Consider the following 17,574-nt stretch of genomic DNA (forward strand, 5'->3'; position numbering starts at 1 on the left):
CTTCAATTTTATTATGATCAACCTCTGGTTCCGCGCTCGTAGGGCTTACCAAGTGCTGCTGGCGCCCAGACGCGTCCATAAGAGATTGCCAGAGCAATTATTGTTACCATATACGGTAGAATAACTGCCAACTCGTAGGGAAAATTGATGCCTAGGACTTGAACCATACTTTGGAAGGAATCAGCCATGCTGAATAAAAGTGAACCAAGCAGAATCCCCCAAGGACTCCAACGACCAAAGTAAACAAGGGCTATGGCTATAAAACCTCTGCCAGCAGTAATATTGTCTGCATACATATTTGCTTGCCCTATTGTTAAAAAGGCTCCTGCCAGCGAAGCTAGCATCCCGCCGACTATCAAACACTGATATCTGATTTTGACGACACTCACGCCCAAAGTATCTGCAGCCTCCGGTTTATTGCCTACTGCACGAATGTTTAAGCCCCAACTCGTCTTATAGAGTACTATTCCAGACAAAGGTACCAGAAGAAATGCAGTATACACCAGGACATTATGATTAAAGAGAACTTGCCCAATCAGAGGTATATCACTCAACATAGGGATTGCTATAGGTTTTAGTCCATCAATGGAAGTTACCCCTCCTACATAGAGACGAAATAGCAAACCTGATAGCCCCCAGCCAAACATATACAACCCAATCCCACTTATTCCTTGTTCGGCCTTAAAGGTAACGCTTACAAAAGCCATTATCAGCCCCATCAGTGCTCCAATAGCTAGACTTATAATTATTCCCAGTAGAGGACTACCTTGTTGGAGCGTCGCAAAAAAACCTGCGAAAGCTCCCATCATCATAATACCTTCCACCCCGAGATTATAAACGCCTGACCGTTGAACAAACATTTCACCTAAGGCAGCTAAAAGAAAGGGGGTTGCCAGGCGGACTCCGGTGGCTAGTATAATTATAAAAATATCAATACTCATGAATCCTTCCATTTACTTCCCACCTCCCCTATCCACTTTTGTCCCAAAAGTTTGGCTTTCAATTTAACGATAGAATCTGGACTTCTCAAGAAGTAATCACTCGAAACAACAAACAAGACAACCAATCCTTGAATGACCATAATCATAGCAGCAGGAATATTGACAGCCCTTTGCATCATATCTGCGCCTACAAGCAAAGCCCCAAACAATATCGAAGCTGGGATAGTACCTAATGGATGCAGGCGACCGAAAAGTGCAGCAACAATTCCGCTGAATCCATACCCTGCAGACAGACCTTCTAATGAACGATGATGTACTCCTGTGACTTCTACAACTCCGGCAAGGCCTGCCATTCCTCCAGCCATAGCCATAGCTAAAATTAAGTACCATTCTACTTTTATGCCAGCATACCTGGCTGCTTCAGGTCCAGCTCCAACCGCACGCAAACGATATCCACGGCTTGTTTTCCACAAAAAAACATATACAAGCACAGCCAAAACTAGGGCGAAAATAAGTCCCGTATGGATTCTAGTTCCCGGTACAAGACGGCTAAGCCAGATTTGCTCAGGAATTAATGCTGTCTGTGGTACACCTGTACCGTAGGAAACCTCTTTTGGATCAATCAATGGCCCCCTTATAAGAAACAGATATAACTGTAACGCAATTTGGTTAAGCATTACAGTACTTAGTATCTCATTGACAGATAGACGAGCTTTAAGCCAACCGGCAATACCACCCCATATTGCACCACACGCTCCGCCTGCCACAAATACTGCAGGGAGCAGAATCATTGCAGGTACATCAGACAAAGAAGTCCCGACCGCTGTTGCTCCAATGGCCCCTGCCAGTATTTGACCCTCAGCTCCAATATTGATAATCCCACTGCGAAAGGAAATTACAATACCTAATCCCACTAATAGCAGCGGAACTGTCCTTACTAAAGTTTCAGTTATACCAAATTTATCCCCAAGCGGCCCTGAAAACATTACTCCATAAGCCTTTATAGGGTCTGACTTAGCTAAGATAAGAAATAAGGCACCTACTAAAAGTGCTCCAAATAAGGCTAATAGTAGGACAAGAATTTGTTTAAAGACCCCATTATGTTTTGAACTCAACGATACGCAACTCCATCCTGTCAGGAAATTGTAAGGCTCTTCTAATACTACCTTCGTTAGCAATGCCTGATCCTAATGAGAACAAATTCACCTCCACCTGCAAAGAATTAGTCGGAGAGATGAATATTGAAGCTTACCATCTACTCGGACTAAAATAACTAATCAAATATGGTATACCCTAATTACAAATAGAATGTTGACAGAACCAAAAAAAGCTTCATAGAGACATAAACCTCTATGGAGCCTTTATTCTAATGATTACCAATTATATTATCTAATTAGCAAAATTGCAATAATTTCTTATTATGCCTAATTTTATCCTTATTCATTCATTTCAAGGTAAATCATACAATATTACAAGTAATCTAAAATATATAAAATTTATGGATAATTTTGATTATTGTTATTACATTTATAGGCTGCATATGATAGAATTTACCTGAATGAATTATCATTCAGGTAAATTCCTTTTTTTGGTGTTATTAATTTGGAAGAACGCTCTAACATTCATGGACTAATTAAGATTGGAGGGGAAATCATTTTAGAATAGTCTTAATTTATAAAATGTTCACAATGAAATAGCAATAGTCTGGAGCTGCTCTCATTTTCTGTAATTTGTTGAAATGGTAGGTGAACTATTCAATGAAAGAAAACTCGGGAATGATCTATGACGATGTTGAAAAATGTGTCGATGAAGTTATTAACTACGTCGGCAAGGATATAACCTTTTCTATGACCCTAGCCTTAGGAAAACCAGTACGCTTTATTAATGAACTATACAAGCGTGCCAAAAAAGACCCGGAGTTAAAACTCAAAATTATTACTGCTCTTTCTCTTGAGATTCCTAAGGGCAGTTCAGAACTTGAAAAGCGCTTAATGCAACCAATAATGGACAAGGTTTTTGCAGGAGTCCCTGAGTTTGAGTATATGAAAGATTTTCGCGCTGGAACTTTGCCAAAAAATGTCGAACTATTCGAATTTTACTCTAAGGCTGGCAGCTACATAAATAATCCTGTTGCGCAGCAACGTCATTTATCCTCTCATTATACACACGTGGTTCGAGATGCTTTAGCTCTTGGCACAAATGTTTTCGGGGAACTAATATCCTACAGAGAAATTAATGGTAAGACTATGTATTCTATGGCCTGTAACCCGGATATTTGCCTTGAAACTGTTCGTAAAATGAGGGAACTACGAGCCAACGGTCATAAATTAGTGATCATAGGGGAAGCCAATAAAAAGCTGCCCTTTATGTATGGTGATGCCGTAGTTGAGGCAGATGCCTACGATATTATTCTTCAGGGTCCAAATTTCGATTATGAGCTTTTCTGCCCTCCCAAGGATTCTGTTGCCCTCAGCGATCATATGATTGGGATCAATGTCAGTCCTTTGATCAAAGATGGCGGCACTATCCAAGTAGGGATTGGAGCCCTCGGGGACGCAATTGTTTCAGGACTTATTTTGCGTAATGAACATAATGCTATCTACCAAGAAATCTTGGAGAAAGCTGGTATAAAAAGACGATATGAAAAGTTAATAGCTGACTGGGGTGATACTGGCACCTTTGAAAAAGGTCTTTATGGCTCATCGGAGATGTTTGTTGATGCCTTTATGCAAATGTACAAAAAAGGAATTTTGAAACGGAAAGTCTACGAGAGTATTCCCCTTATGAAACTTATCAATGAGGGCAAACTAGATCCCGATTCCATTCCTCTTGACATTATAGACCAACTCATTGAAATCAAAGCAATTCATAAGAAAATTAAAGCCAAAGACTTTGAGTTTCTTACAGAATTCGGAATCCTTAAACAGGGCCTCACCTATGATCACTATACAATTATTGATGAAAACACCAGATACTTCGCAGATATGAATGAGGAAAAAAATCGATTAGAGATTCGAAAACTACTTGGCAAAAAACTGCTCAAAGGCACAGTAATTATGGGAGCCTTCTTTTTAGGACCTAAAGCCTTTTATAAAGACCTCAACAACATGAGCGAAGAGGAAAGACAGCTCTTTGCAATGTCCGCTGTTGAGAAAGTCAACCAGCTTTATGGGGGAGAAGAACTTCGTACTCTACAACGTAAAGATGCTCGCTTTATAAATACGGGGATGGTTGCCAGTGTTTTTGGAGCAATTGCCTCTGATCAACTGGAAAATGGGCAAGTCGTGAGCGGAATTGGCGGGCAGTACAATTTTGTAGCAATGGGTCACGTCTTACCAAAAGCGCGGGTCATAATTATGATTAAAAGCACAAAAGGATCTGGCAAAAACCTCAAATCAAATATTGTCTTTAATTATGGCCATTGTTCAATACCGAAACATATGAGAGATATCGTAGTTACAGAGTATGGGATCGCTGACCTTCGCAGTAAGCCAGAAAGCGAAGTGATTGCCGCAATGATTAACATAGCTGATTCAAGATTCCAAAAAAAATTACTTGAAAAAGCAAAAAAAGCGGGAAAGCTCCCCCAAAATTATGAAATACCTGCAGAGTATAGAAATAATACTCCGCAAAAAATACAAGCTTTGTTAAAACCTTATCAAGCTCAAGGCCTCTTTCCTCAGTTCCCATTTGGCACGGAGTTATCGGCGCTTGATATCAAGCTAGCAGGAGCGATGAAAGGCATGAAGGCACTCGCAAAAGGTAATATATTGAAAATAGTTAAGGGAATCCTTAAGGAATTGCTTAGACCCATTCCTAATTCAGCTCAACCCTACATTGACAGAATGAGTCTAGCCCACCCTGTTTCCATCAGCGAAAGATTCATGAGAAAAATGGTCGTTTTTGCGCTAAGAAATGCTAATGTACTTCATTCTGAACAACATCCCGTTACAATGTCGAACCGGGTAGAAGCAAAATAAACAAGATCCAAACAACAGCAAAAATACGCCTATGAGCAAGCTATCAAAGCTATCCTCATAGGCGTGTTTCTGTGGTAGAACCTTCTGTTAAGAAGTCATAAATATGCTACCTTTCCTCTCGGTCATAGGATAGACCTAACGCTCCAGGAGCAGTCAATCGTCCTTTTTGGCGAGCAACGACAAAGACTAGGATTAAAACTGTAAATAGATAGGGCAACATTTTTAAGAAAAACGGTGACATTTGAATACCTAAGACTTGTAACCGGAACCCTAGGGCATCGATTCCGCCGAACAGGTAAGCCCCCATGAGAGCTCTCCAAGGATTCCATAAAGCAAATATTACAAGGGCAACTGCAATCCAACCCCTTCCTGCCGTCATGTTTTCCAGCCAGCTAGGGGCATAGGCCAGTGATAAGTATGCGCCGCCGATCCCACCTAAGGCACCGCCAACGACAACATAGATATATCTTAGATAAAAGACATTTAAACCAAGAGCGTCCATAGCAGCAGGATTTTCGCCTAGTGCTCTGAGATTTAAGCCCGGTCGAGTATGAAACATAAAATACCAGATTGCAACAACCAGAATATAACTAATATACACTAACGCATCATGTTGGAACAATATTGGCCCAATGAAAGGTATCTCCCCCAATGGGCCTAAAGGGATAACCTCAAATGGCTTAGGCACAGGAATACCGATATATTCTTTGCCCAAGTACCCGCTAAGACCGGTACCGAAAATTGTTAAAGCCAAACCGCTAACGACTTGATTAGCTCGAAGTGTTATTGTAAGAAAGGCATGAATTAAAGCCAAAGCTCCCCCGGACAGCATGGATGCTAACAGACCATACCAAGGATTACCCGACGTTACTGCCACCATAAAGCCTGACACCGCCCCGACAAGCATAATGCCTTCAACTCCAAGGTTAATAACTCCAGCCCGTTCAGTAATAAGTTCACCCAGTGCAGCATAGAGAATTGGTGTTCCTGCAATCACTGAAGCTGCCAATAAAGGGATTAAGAATTCTTGAATGTTCACTTACTTAATTCCTCTCCTTTCTGGCGAATCAGCTTTAATCGATAATTCGTAAATATCTCGCCTCCAAGGACAAAGAAGAGAATTGCCCCCTGCAGCATTGTAGCAACAGCGGCTGGTATGCCTTCTACTTGGACTGCATATCCTCCCACCTGTAACGCCCCAAATAATACTGAGACTATTAGAATAGTAATTGGGTTGAGCTTACTCAACCAGGCCACGATAATAGCTGTGTAGCCGTATCCGGGACTGATTCCATGTTGAAGCTTGCCAATAATACCACTAACCTCAGCCATACCTGCTATCCCTGAAATTGCCCCGCTGAGAAACATTACCAGTAATATATTGCGTTTAATGTTCATCCCAGCGTACCGGGCTGCGCGTTCACTTGAACCAATTACATTGATGCTGTATCCCCAACGAGAATATTTAAAAACAATAGCTAAGAGAACCGCCAAGGCCAGAGCAAAAAACAAACCAGCATGGATACGAGAATCACCTAACCCCGGCAGCCTGGCTGCTTCAGAAAAGGATGCAGAGATAGGGAAATTTGATCCATTGGGATCCTTCCAAGGACCATATACCAAATAATCCACCCAAAGAATTGCTACATAATTTAACATTAACGTTGTAATGATCTCATTAACCTTCCATATAGCTCTCGGAATAGCCGTTAAAAGCGCCCAAAGTCCACCTGCAATCATGCCAAGAATTAGCATTCCGGGAAGCATGATATAGGCTGGAAGAGAAGGTATAGTCAATGGCAGCCAAGAGGCAGCCATAGCACCCATATAAAGCTGACCTTCAGCACCAATGTTCCATAACTTCATTTTAAAAGCCAGCGAAACACCCAAGGAGGTCAACATTAAAGGAATGGCCTTAACCATTGTTTCAGTGAGTCCATATTTCGATCCTAAACTGTCTACAAACATTAACGAATACACGTCCAGGGGCTTTTCTCCGGTTAAAACTAAAAAGATCCCCCCTAATAACAGGGCTAGCAGCACGGATATTAAAGGGATGATATAAACCATTACCGGCGATGGAGTTAAGCGTTTCTCTAGTTTAAATGTGAGCCGGTTCATTCTCATTCACCCTTTCTCTCGCGGAGCAGGAACCTGTCATCAAAAGCCCAACCTCTTCCAAGTCGGCTTGTTCAACCGGAAAATCTCCTGTTAACTTACCGTCAAATACTACCCCAACCCGGTCGGCTAATTTGAATATTTCGTCGAGGTCCTCTGATATAAGTAGGATCGCTGTCTTACGTTTCTTTAATTCTAATAATAGTTTGTGAACCGATTCTGTTGCACCAATGTCTAATCCTCTCGCCGGATAGATTACTACCATCAGTTTAGGGGAACTTGATATTTCTCGAGCCAGCAAAAGTTTCTGCAGGTTTCCACCAGAAAGTACTTTTACAGGCTGGTGCAAGCTAGAAATCTTAACTTGGTACTGATTCACCAAGGTTTCAGCGTTTCGCTCTACTGCCTGAGATTTCAATAACCAACGTCCAGAGAACTGAGGCTGATGATATTTTTTTAAAATGAGGTTCTCCAAGGCATTCAGATCCGGCACTAGTCCCATGCCTAAGCGATCTTCAGGTACATAAGCAACCCCTAGGTCAATGATTGTTCGGGGGGAGAGATTGCTTATATTCCTGTCGTTTAAGAGGATTTTTCCACTCTCAACACGACGCAAGCCAGAAATGACTTCCGCCATTTCCCGTTGTCCATTGCCTGATACACCGGCTAAGCCGAGGATTTCACCTTCGTGTACACAAAGACTCATTTCACGAAGGCAAGGGAGCCCCATGTCATTTAAGGCATTTACTTTATCCAGTTGCAGCACGACCCCACCCACAGGAGAAGAGTCTCTATCATACTTTGAGGCCACAGCTCTACCGACCATTAAACGAACCATCTCTTTAGCGTTGATCTGGTTACGTTCTAACACGCCAGCAAACTTTCCCTGTCGCAACACTGTAACTCGATCTGCAATTGCCTCAACTTCATTTAACTTATGAGTTATAAGCACCACTACACAACCAGCGCTGGCCATCCTGCGCAAATTTTCGAACAATTCATTAGCTTCCTGAGGAGTCAGAACGGCAGTTGGTTCATCAAGTATCAACACTTTAGATCCCCGATAAAGCATGCGAACGATTTCAACTCGCTGTTTTTCTCCAACCGAAAGCTGCCATACCTTAGCATTTAAGTTGATCTCTAAGCCGTATTTTTTCCCAAGCTCGTTAATTCTAGCTTTAAGTTCCTTATTAGAAAGAAAAAAGGATTTACCTTTCTCGCCCAAAGTAATATTTTCGGCTACAGTGAAGGGCTCAACAAGTTTGAAGTGCTGATGCACCATACCAATACCACATGCTATGGCATCCCTTGGAGAACGAAATTTCTCTTCTGCTCCGTTAACCAAAATTTTGCCGGCATCGGGCTTGTATAACCCGGCTAGGACGGACATTAAAGTGCTTTTCCCCGATCCATTTTCTCCTAATATAGCATGAATTTCTCCAGGGTTAATATCCAGGTCAACATTGTCATTTGCAAGTACTCCTGGGAATTTTTTCACGATTCCCCGTAATTGGATTAGGGATTGGTTCATATTAGTCCCCCTCAATTCACAAACAATTTCCGGCAATACTCAGAAGAAATCTTTTTAGAGATTATAACTTCAAGGGCACTTACAGTGCTTGAAGTTATAATCTCATAAGTTACAAGAAGCTATTTTGCCAACCGGATTTTATTTGGGGATTGTTCCGTCTACCCCTTCAACAAACCAGTCAAACGAAAGCATATCCTTGTCAGACATTACTTGACCCTCAGGAACTTTAACAGCTCCTGATTGATCCTTAACCGGTCCAGTAAAGACATCCCATTTGCCAGAAATGATTTTATCTTTAGCATCTGCTACAAGCTTTTTGGTATCATCGGTTACCATCGGACCATAAGGAGCGATGTCCACAATACCATCACTCATAGCACCCCAGTATTGATCATTTTTCCAGGTTTTATTGATAACTGACTCAACAGTTTTTACATAGTAAGGACCCCAGTTCCAAACTGCAGAGGTCAACACTGCTTTAGGTGCCATTTTTGACATATCCATGTTATAGCCAATTCCGTATTTACCTGCTTCCTCTGCAGCTTGCATAGGTCCAGGTGTATCTTGGTGTTGCGCAATAACATCCGCGCCATTGGTCAAAAGACTTTTAGCAGCATCTTTTTCCGCAGCAGGATCGTACCAGGTATTTGTCCAAACAACTTTTACTTTAGCCTGAGGATTTACAGAACGAACCCCTTGGGTAAAGGCGTTGATGCCGCGAATAACTTCTGGAATCGGCATAGCAGCTACGTAACCAATGGTGTTTGTTTTAGTGGTTTTACCAGCTACTATTCCTGTTAAATAACGGGCCTGATACATACGACCAAAATATGTTCCTACATTATCAGCAGTTTTATAACCGGAATTGTGCATAAATGTAACATCAGGGTATTTTTTGGCAACATTAATAGTCGGATCCATATAACCAAAGCTTGTTGTAAAAATGATTTTGTTGCCTTTTTCAGCAAGCTGGGTAATTACACGCTCTGAATCCGCTCCTTCAGGAACAGATTCGATAATCGTGGTTTCTACTTGTGGCATTTTTTCGATTAAGTATTTACGGCCTTGGTCGTGAGCATAGCTCCAACCTGCGTCCCCTACCGGTCCAACATAGACAAAAGCAACCTTGATTTTCTCTTTGCCTGCATCGGCTGGTGCTGGTGCAGCTGTAGGAGCCTTAGCGCCACAACCAGAAATGACTAAGAGTAATGATACCAATAAGGTGATAAAAATTGCACTTTTTTTCTTTAAATTCATCTCAATGTTTCCTCCTTTTTCTCTCTACATAAATAACTGACTTATCTGTTAAATTTCACCTCCCGTTGCGTTACAAGAAAAGCTTCCCAGAGATATCACCTCTAGAAAGCTTCGTTGCCAAATTACTCAGTCCTAGTTCTATTATATTACCTTCAAATAAAAAATACAATGATTTCTTATAGATGAAAGATTTACTTCGTCTTCAATAAAATACTAGGTAATCTCGGTGAACTCGTTCAGCTAAAGGTTTAGTGAAATGATCAAAATAAACGCATTCTTTTATCTTTATGATATCTAAATCCTTAATTCTTTTATAAAAAAACAAGCACTTGCAGACAGATCTACAAATGCTTGTTTAGAACTATTTAGTCTTCGTAAGTCCCGTAAACAATACGCTCGCGAAGCTCGCCAATCATAGCGGGAACATTGATACTCATAGGACACCGCTCAACACATCTACCACAGCGCAAACAGGAATAAACCAGCGGAGCAGCTTTTTCCATTCCACCAGACACAAAAGCCGTCCAGACCGTGCCTATGCCTCCCATATATGTGTGACCAAAATGACCGGCAGTAACTTGGAATACAGGACACTCATACATACATCCGCCACAACGCAGACAATGTAGAGCTTGAGTAAACTTCTCTTCCTGAGCCATTTCTTTACGACCATTATCTACGAAGATAACATAGAACTCCTTCGGGCCATGTGCTCCATAAGTGGTAACTTTTTCAATATCTCCAGTCTTACTGGGACCGCTAACAATATTGACATAGCCAGGCACTCCATACTGTGCATATCGCCAGGTAACTTCTGCTACCTTCATTGCATCTTGGAAGGTAGGCACTAATTTCTCGACACCAACCATGACTATATGAACCGGAGGCGCCCCTGTCGCCAGACGAACATTTCCCTCGTTTTCAATAATAACCATCGCTCCCGTGTCAGCAGCCACAACATTAGCTCCGCTGATACCAACGTCTGAAGTAAAATACTTTTCACGCAGGAATTCTCTAACAACCTTTACCTCTTCTGCAATGTCAGGCGAGACTTCTTTCTTGAAAAACTTGGTGAAAACTTCAGCAACCTGCTCACGAGGAACATGAATAGAAGGAGAAAGAATGTGCATTGGCCGTTCCTTACGCAGTTGGAGGATAAACTCTCCTAAGTCAGTCTCCCATACTTCGTTTCCATTTTCCTCTAAATATTCACGTAGGTGAAGTTCTTCTCCTAACATGCTTTTTCCTTTGACAACAGTTTTTCCCTTTCCAATAATACCCAGGGCTATTTCAAGGGCTGCCTGATGATCTTTGGCATAAAAGGCTTTCCCTTTATTCCGTTCCACCGAAGCCATAGCTTGTTCTAATAAGGTGTCTAAACTAGCCATGGACCGGGTTTTAATCTCTTGTACTTCCTCTGCCAAAGCTGGAGTATGCGGGAAACGCTCTAAAGTTTCCGAAACTGTATTTCGGTAGGAACTTACAGCTCTGGATATTGCTGTACGAATGTTTTTGTCCTCACTAGCTTCATTAAGAGACTTGGCATACTTGACAAAGTCCTTTCTAAAATCGGTCATGCTTTAACCCCCCTATATAGGAATTCAATCAAGTCTTCAATTACTGCGGAATCACCTTTTGCTCGTCCTCCTTCTAGGGCTGACAGGCAATAAGGACAAGACGTTAATATATGGGATGAACCGCTGTCCTTCAATTCATTGACACGGCGTCCGCCGATAACATGGGATAACTCCGGAAACAGAATTTTAATAGGTCCACCGCAACAAGAGGTCCATTCGCGATTCATCTGAGCTTCTTTGACCTCAGCACCAACACTTTCTAGAATGTCTCTCAATTCTTGGTGGATGTTTAATTCACGGGCCAAACGACACGAATCATGAATCACGACTGTCTCAGGGGATGGAATCTTAGCTAGCTTGTCTCGTCGTTCCCAAACAAGATCAATATAAGTACGAATTTCAAAATCAAAACCTTCGATCAGTTTTGGATAAACGAATTTAAAGACTTCTGCCGCATGTGGAGATAAGCAAACAATAGTTTTCGCACCACTTTTCTTAATTACCTCTACAACTCTCTTAGCATAGTCTTTCATATCCTTTAAATACCCTAATTCATAGAGCAAGGCTCCACTGTATAACTCCTCACTACCTGAGTAGCAAAACTCATATCCTAATTCCTTGAGTACCTTTGCCGCTTTATAACAGACAGAGTTATATCTGTCCTTGTCCTTAGCCAGGACAGAAGCGTACATCTTTTCCGGGCTGATTCCAGTCTTATTTAAAATATTCCTAGCACCCATCATCATTGAAAAAACCTTACTACCCTGGTCAAGATGCGTGATTGTTTTAACCAATGAGTCAATAAAGGGGAGCATTTGGTATTCTCCGCCTGTATAAAAAAGCAAATCTCCTTTAACTGGCAAGTTCAATTCCTTGGCCCAAGAAGCGACTTCAGAACCCTTCAAGGCCAGGGGACTACCATGCTTAATAATATTTTCACTTATTACATCAAGTACCATTGGCATTTTTGTTTCCAAAACCTAACACGTCCTCCCATATTAAAATATGGTTCAAATACTCTTTGTCTGGAATTTGAGCATTTTTCTCCATTCAGAAAGCGCGCATCGATTTTCTCTAAGCGCGCCTTCATTATCCATCAAAAAATCCCAAGTAAACGTAACTGTATACTCTTTATTATAATAAAAATTCCCTATTAAAGTAACCCCACCAGAAGTTGTATTATGTATTCATAATACAACTTCTGATTCGACCTCTTAAATAGAGCTCCTAGAAAGAATTAATTTATTCAAAATGTATTATTGTCTCATTTATGAGGGGTTTTAGCCCTTCGTATCTGCTTAACCGAAAAGTTGTCAAGATTCGCAAACAATTATCTGGGTTTCTTGACAAATACTGTCATGAAGTTTATTGTACACATAAGCAATCGTCATATCAATCTATTTTTCTGGAGGAATGAGATGAAAGGTAAATATACCATAATATTTATCCCACCAGATCACTCTACTACTCGCCAATTCCAGATCACAAAACGGGGTAAGCAGTATTTGGGTGCCTTTACGATTCTTATAGGAGTGGTGATTGTCGGTCTATTTGCTCGAAACCTCTATCTAAGTCATTATATAAATCATCTTCAGCCCACAATTGACCATATCACTCAGCTCAAGTCCACCATCAAAGAGCGCGACCAGACGATCAATAATTTAAGCGAACAGTCCACTCAAATAACCGAAGACCTTAGGCGAATAACAGACCTTGAAGAAAAAATATCCTCAATCCTTCAGCTAGATTCGCCCTCCCCACCAACATCCCTTAGCCGTGGCATTCCCTCTGAAACCTTAGTTCTTGCCAACGTTTCTCCCCCGATTGGCACTCCCACTCAATACGCTCAGATTGTGACAAACCATTTGAATACCTTACAACGTTATTATGAAATAGCCGCTGTACAAAAAGATAAATTAGACCACACACCAAGCATTCTTCCCGTAGAAGGTGAAATTACCTCTCGTCATGGGTACCGCTACAATCCTTTTGGTGGCTTGTCCAAAGAATTCCATAACGGCATAGACATTGCCTGTAATTACGGAACTCCTATTATAGCGACGGCCGATGGAATTGTCACCTTTTCCGCTAGAAATTCAATTTTCGGTCTTAGAATAGATATCGATCACGGTGACGGTATCAGAACCTTTTATGGCCATAACTCCAAGCTACTGGTCAAAGAAGGTGACCGGGTAAAAAAGGGTGATGTTATAGCTTACAGCGGTAACTCCGGAAGAAGTACAGGATCTCATCTTCATTATGGCACTTATGTTAATGGAAAGAATGTCGACCCCTTAACCTTTACTGAAGTATTAAAGGAGACTTAACGAAATGTTTAAAAAAATTTCCCCTTCTCATTCTAGTGGTGATACTACTCTAATTGCTGCGGAGTGCCAAATTACCGGGTCTATTAAAATCAATGGGAATGCCCGAATTGACGGCAAAATCGAGGGAACTGTTCAATCAACCGGTGATTTAGTAATCGGCCCCAGCGCTTACTTGATGGCCGACATCGAAGCCAATACTGTAAGCATTGCCGGAGAAGTACACGGAAACATAAAGACTACAGATCTATTAGAGTTAACTTCAACTGCTCGCTTATTTGGAGATATCAGCACCCGCCAATTTAAAGTTGACCAAGGGGCTCGGTTTACCGGAATGAGTCAACTACTTGATGAAGCAACGTCCCAGGTGATCAGTCATGATAACAGTAAAGAGTCTTCTCCTGCCAAAGAAACAACACGAGTTTCATCACTTGCCGAAATATAAGATTTCATATGGTGAAAGGCAGTCGACCAGTACTTCTGGCGACTGCCTTTTGCGGTCAAGGACTCCATTTCATTAATGGGGTGCCCTCCATGAATGGGGTTGTTTAAGCTTCCTCTTCGCTTCCCCCGAAATCGGGGCGTATTTCTCTCTTTTCGAGAGCATTAATATAGGCTTTTGCGCTGGCCTCGATGATATCAGTCGAAAAACCTTTTCCAACTACAAGACGTCCATCCTCGTGACGCAGCTTAACTGTAGCCTCTCCCAGTGCCTCGCTGCTTCTTGTTACAGATTTCAGGGTGTAATCTTCAAGAATTGCGGTATTTCCTGTGATCCTATCAATAGTATTAAACAATGCATTTACCGGGCCATTTCCACAGGCGGCATCAGTCATTATAGTCCCTTCAATTTCCAGGCTTACCGTTGCCGTAGCCATCTCAATTCCATTAGTGGCAATAGACATACTCTGCAAGACAATACTATTAAGAGCCCCTCCCGAATCACCCATCAAAACAAACAAATCTTGGTCAAACACTTCTTTCTTAAGGTCTGCCAACTGTAAAAATCTTTTATAAACGTCATCCAGCTGAGCCCCAGATACCTGGTAACCCAGTTCTTCTAAACAATGCTGAAGAGCATGCCTCCCCGATCTAGCTGTAAGGCTAATTAGATTCTGCGCCACTCCAATAGTTTCCGGTTGAATAATCTCATAGGTTTCTCGATCCTTAAGAACCCCATCTTGATGAATACCTGAGGCATGGTTGAAAGCATTAGCTCCTACAATCGCCTTATGGTCAGGAATGGTTACTCCAGTTATACGGGAAACCAGTCTGCTGGTGGCTGATATTTCACGAGTATTTACTTTGCTCTCTACTCCGTACGCAGCCCGCCGCGTGTAAATTGCCATGATTACCTCTTCAAGAGAGGTATTACCTGCCCGCTCACCAATACCATTTATTGTTCCCTCCACTTGGCTGGCTCCTGCTTTTATTCCCGCTAAGGAGTTGGCTGTTGCCATACCCAAGTCATTGTGGCAATGAACACTTACAATAGCCTTGTCAATATTCTTAACGTTTTTAATTACATACTCTATAAGTTCCCCATATTCCCACGGGCTGGCATAACCGACGGTATCCGGAATATTAACGACGGTAGCTCCTGCGGAGATAACATTTTCGATTACTCTTGCTAAGAACATGGGATCGCTGCGAAACGCATCCTCTGCGTAGAATTCAACATCGCCGACATATTTTTTGGCGTACTTCACAGCGGCAACAGCCCGTTCTACAACTTGATCTGGGTTAAGTTTTAATTTCTTTTCCATGTGGAGTGGAGATACCCCTATGCCGGTATGGATTCGAGGATATTCCGCTTTGCGCAGAGCTTGGGCACAAAGATCAATGTCCGCCTCTACTGCTCTAGTCAGCCCACAGATGGTTACTCCTTTTAGTTCTTGGGCCATTGTACGAACTGACTCCATGTCGCCAGGCGAGGACGCCGGAAAGCCTGCTTCGATAATATCTACTCCCAGCTTTACTAACTGGTGCCCGATTTCTAATTTTTCTCTAACGTTCAGGGTAATTCCTAAGGATTGCTCCCCATCTCTGAGGGTAGTATCAAACACATACAACTTACGCATTACAATTCCTCCTTAAAAATAAAATAAACCCTTCATCTCTAATTGAGACGAAGGATTAGTTCGCGGTACCACTCAAGTTGACGGCAAATAGCCGTCTTCTCTGCAGATACGAGACTTATCGATATTCCTTGTTCGTGTCCATAGTTGAATCTAAAAGAACTTAATAGATCTAACTACTAACATCGATCAAGGATCTTCGAGTCATCTGATATCCCCTTCCTTTTAACGGTGGAAGTTCCGTCCGAGCCTACTTTTTACATTTCGGTCGGCTACTCAAGGAAGAGTTCTAAACCCATACCATTATTGCCTTTCACCAGCCGGCAACTCTCTTAAAACAGCACTAGGATTATACTATTTCCTGTCATCGTCATTTTAACAGTTTATAACATTCTACACTACTTCCATCGATTGTCAAGAGTGTTTCCGACTTTTCTTTCCTCCGATTCAACCCTTAAGGCGTTTTCCTTCTTTCAGTTCTTTTAAATTAGGATCCTGAAGAACTTGATCTCCTTCACTTAAGCCTTCCTCGATGGTAACTTGACTGTCATTTTCCAACCCTTTCTTAACGGGCTGAATTTTTGCCTTACCTTCTCGAACTATCCAAACGGCATCTCCTTCTTGATAAGGAAAAAGGGCTGTTTTAGGGATCATTAGTTGATCTGGAACTTCTAAGGTGGTGAACATGACATCCACATTGCTTCCTAAAACGACACTCGGTGAGTTCTCAGAGAGCTGAATAGTAACTTTAACCCGATTTTCTTTAAGTCCGAGTGGAGAAATTTTCTCGACGGCTGAGATAGCCACCTCATTCACTGTACCCTCAAAGGACTTTTTACCCGAACTGGTTTCTTGAATTACTTGAACCGGACTTCCCACTTTAATATCGAGAGCATCACTTGCTAGGACATAGCTTTCCAAATTATACCCGCCATTTATAAACACGGTCATAATTTGCTGACCTTGGGGGATAACGTTGCCTTCTTTTAGAGAGAGATCTTTGATAAACCCGTCTTGTTGGGCAACCACTACAGCATCACTTATCTTCTCTTCTAACTGGTCAATCTGCGCTTGAAGAGCTTTCTTCTGATTACTATAATATAGCTCTGTTCCTTGTGAAGTTTGATGTTGCTCATAGATCAGTTGTAAGCCTAATTTCTGCTGCTCTAAGAAGTTTTTTGCCTTTTCGAAAGTTCTCTCGGCTTCTTCGTATTGAACACGCGCAATTGAACCAGCCTCATAAAGTGCCTTCTGGCGAACTAAGTTTTGTTCCTCAGTCTGGGCATCCTTTTCCGCCAGCTGTATGAGTAAGGTTTGTTGGGCGATTTGTGCTTGATCAGGGCTTTTATAATTTTCTAAGCGCTGTCCTTCGAGACTCTGTAATTGGGCTCTCAATCCTTCCAGCTGATAGTTCAAATCACTAGTACTCATCTCCAATAGTACTTGTCCTTTTTTTACGCTCTCGCCATTTTTAACCTTAAGGGACTCCAGTTTTCCTTCAACTGGGTTAAATATTGGCCACTCCTTTGCAGCCATAACTTCCCCCTCCTCAGTGAAACCTTTGCTAAAATCGTTGGGCTGCAGAGTAATTACCTCAACTGCCAGAGGCATGACTTTAGAGATGGTGACCGAAATAAGAATCAGGAATGCAAGTCCTCCAAAAATTATTAGTTTACGATTTTTAAATCTAGGAAATTTAAATCTGTTTGGTGTTTGATTAAACTTAGCTTTTTCTATGACCATTTTTACCCCTCCTACCCTCAACTCA

General features: G+C 41.8%; 13 protein-coding genes and 1 other annotated feature. Of the genes, 3 read left to right on the forward strand and 10 right to left on the reverse strand.

The window, feature by feature from the left end; genetic code table 11:
- Nucleotides 1–17: 17 nt before the first annotated feature.
- Both DESMER_RS17350 and DESMER_RS17355 read right to left on the reverse strand, forming a co-directional pair.
- The gene (locus tag DESMER_RS17350; RefSeq protein WP_014904364.1) at nt 18–953 is read right to left on the reverse strand and encodes an ABC transporter permease; all 936 of its coding nucleotides are present in this window, start codon (nt 951–953) and stop codon (nt 18–20) included.
- The gene (locus DESMER_RS17355; protein WP_014904365.1) at nt 938–2,056 is read right to left on the reverse strand and encodes an ABC transporter permease; all 1,119 of its coding nucleotides are present in this window, start codon (nt 2,054–2,056) and stop codon (nt 938–940) included. Before DESMER_RS17355 ends, DESMER_RS17350 begins: the two co-directional genes overlap by 16 nt.
- 642 nt (nt 2,057–2,698) lie before the next feature.
- Here DESMER_RS17355 and DESMER_RS17360 point away from each other — a divergent pair.
- Nucleotides 2,699–4,921 carry an acetyl-CoA hydrolase/transferase C-terminal domain-containing protein gene (locus DESMER_RS17360; RefSeq protein ID WP_014904366.1) on the forward strand — a complete coding sequence of 741 codons (2,223 nt, stop codon included), beginning with the start codon at nt 2,699–2,701 and terminating at the stop codon, nt 4,919–4,921.
- 106 nt (nt 4,922–5,027) lie between these two features.
- Here the strand turns inward: DESMER_RS17360 and DESMER_RS17365 are convergent, their stop codons facing one another.
- The 6 genes from DESMER_RS17365 to DESMER_RS17390 form a co-directional block, all read right to left on the reverse strand.
- Nucleotides 5,028–5,960 (reverse strand): ABC transporter permease, encoded by a 933-nt coding sequence (locus DESMER_RS17365; RefSeq protein WP_014904367.1) that lies wholly within the window; start codon nt 5,958–5,960, stop codon nt 5,028–5,030.
- Nucleotides 5,957–7,042, reverse strand: a complete 1,086-nt coding sequence (locus tag DESMER_RS17370; protein ID WP_014904368.1) for an ABC transporter permease — start codon at nt 7,040–7,042, stop codon at nt 5,957–5,959. Before DESMER_RS17370 ends, DESMER_RS17365 begins: the two co-directional genes overlap by 4 nt.
- Nucleotides 7,023–8,570, reverse strand: coding sequence for an ABC transporter ATP-binding protein (locus tag DESMER_RS17375; RefSeq protein ID WP_014904369.1), 1,548 nt, complete (start codon nt 8,568–8,570; stop codon nt 7,023–7,025). The genes DESMER_RS17370 and DESMER_RS17375 overlap by 20 nt, the downstream gene beginning before the upstream one ends.
- 138 nt (nt 8,571–8,708) lie before the next feature.
- Nucleotides 8,709–9,827 (reverse strand): BMP family ABC transporter substrate-binding protein, encoded by a 1,119-nt coding sequence (locus DESMER_RS17380; RefSeq protein ID WP_014904370.1) that lies wholly within the window; start codon nt 9,825–9,827, stop codon nt 8,709–8,711.
- A 365-nt stretch (nt 9,828–10,192) separates the two neighbouring features.
- Nucleotides 10,193–11,404 (reverse strand): LUD domain-containing protein, encoded by a 1,212-nt coding sequence (locus tag DESMER_RS17385; protein ID WP_014904371.1) that lies wholly within the window; start codon nt 11,402–11,404, stop codon nt 10,193–10,195.
- A complete protein-coding gene (locus tag DESMER_RS17390) occupies nt 11,401–12,381 on the reverse strand; it encodes a (Fe-S)-binding protein (RefSeq protein WP_014904372.1) in 981 nt (326 codons plus the stop codon). The genes DESMER_RS17385 and DESMER_RS17390 overlap by 4 nt, the downstream gene beginning before the upstream one ends.
- A 441-nt stretch (nt 12,382–12,822) precedes the next feature.
- On the opposite strand from DESMER_RS17390, the gene DESMER_RS17395 reads away from it, so the two are divergent.
- Together DESMER_RS17395 and DESMER_RS17400 are read left to right on the forward strand one after the other, a co-directional pair.
- On the forward strand, nt 12,823–13,731 hold the full coding sequence (locus DESMER_RS17395; protein WP_014904373.1) for a M23 family metallopeptidase: 909 nt from the start codon (nt 12,823–12,825) through the stop codon (nt 13,729–13,731).
- 4 nt (nt 13,732–13,735) lie between these two features.
- Nucleotides 13,736–14,173 (forward strand): bactofilin family protein, encoded by a 438-nt coding sequence (locus tag DESMER_RS17400; protein ID WP_014904374.1) that lies wholly within the window; start codon nt 13,736–13,738, stop codon nt 14,171–14,173.
- A gap of 103 nt (nt 14,174–14,276) precedes the next feature.
- Here the strand turns inward: DESMER_RS17400 and DESMER_RS17405 are convergent, their stop codons facing one another.
- Together DESMER_RS17405 and DESMER_RS17410 are read right to left on the reverse strand one after the other, a co-directional pair.
- Nucleotides 14,277–15,809, reverse strand: a complete 1,533-nt coding sequence (locus DESMER_RS17405) for a 2-isopropylmalate synthase (RefSeq protein WP_014904375.1) — start codon at nt 15,807–15,809, stop codon at nt 14,277–14,279.
- A 40-nt stretch (nt 15,810–15,849) separates the two neighbouring features.
- Nucleotides 15,850–16,183 (reverse strand) — a binding site (T-box leader).
- Between the two features lie 70 nt (nt 16,184–16,253).
- Nucleotides 16,254–17,549 (reverse strand): efflux RND transporter periplasmic adaptor subunit, encoded by a 1,296-nt coding sequence (locus DESMER_RS17410; RefSeq protein WP_014904376.1) that lies wholly within the window; start codon nt 17,547–17,549, stop codon nt 16,254–16,256.
- Nucleotides 17,550–17,574 lie beyond the last annotated feature (25 nt).

It is taken from the genome of Desulfosporosinus meridiei DSM 13257 (assembly GCF_000231385.2).
Taxonomy (GTDB): Bacteria; Bacillota; Desulfitobacteriia; order Desulfitobacteriales; family Desulfitobacteriaceae; genus Desulfosporosinus; species Desulfosporosinus meridiei.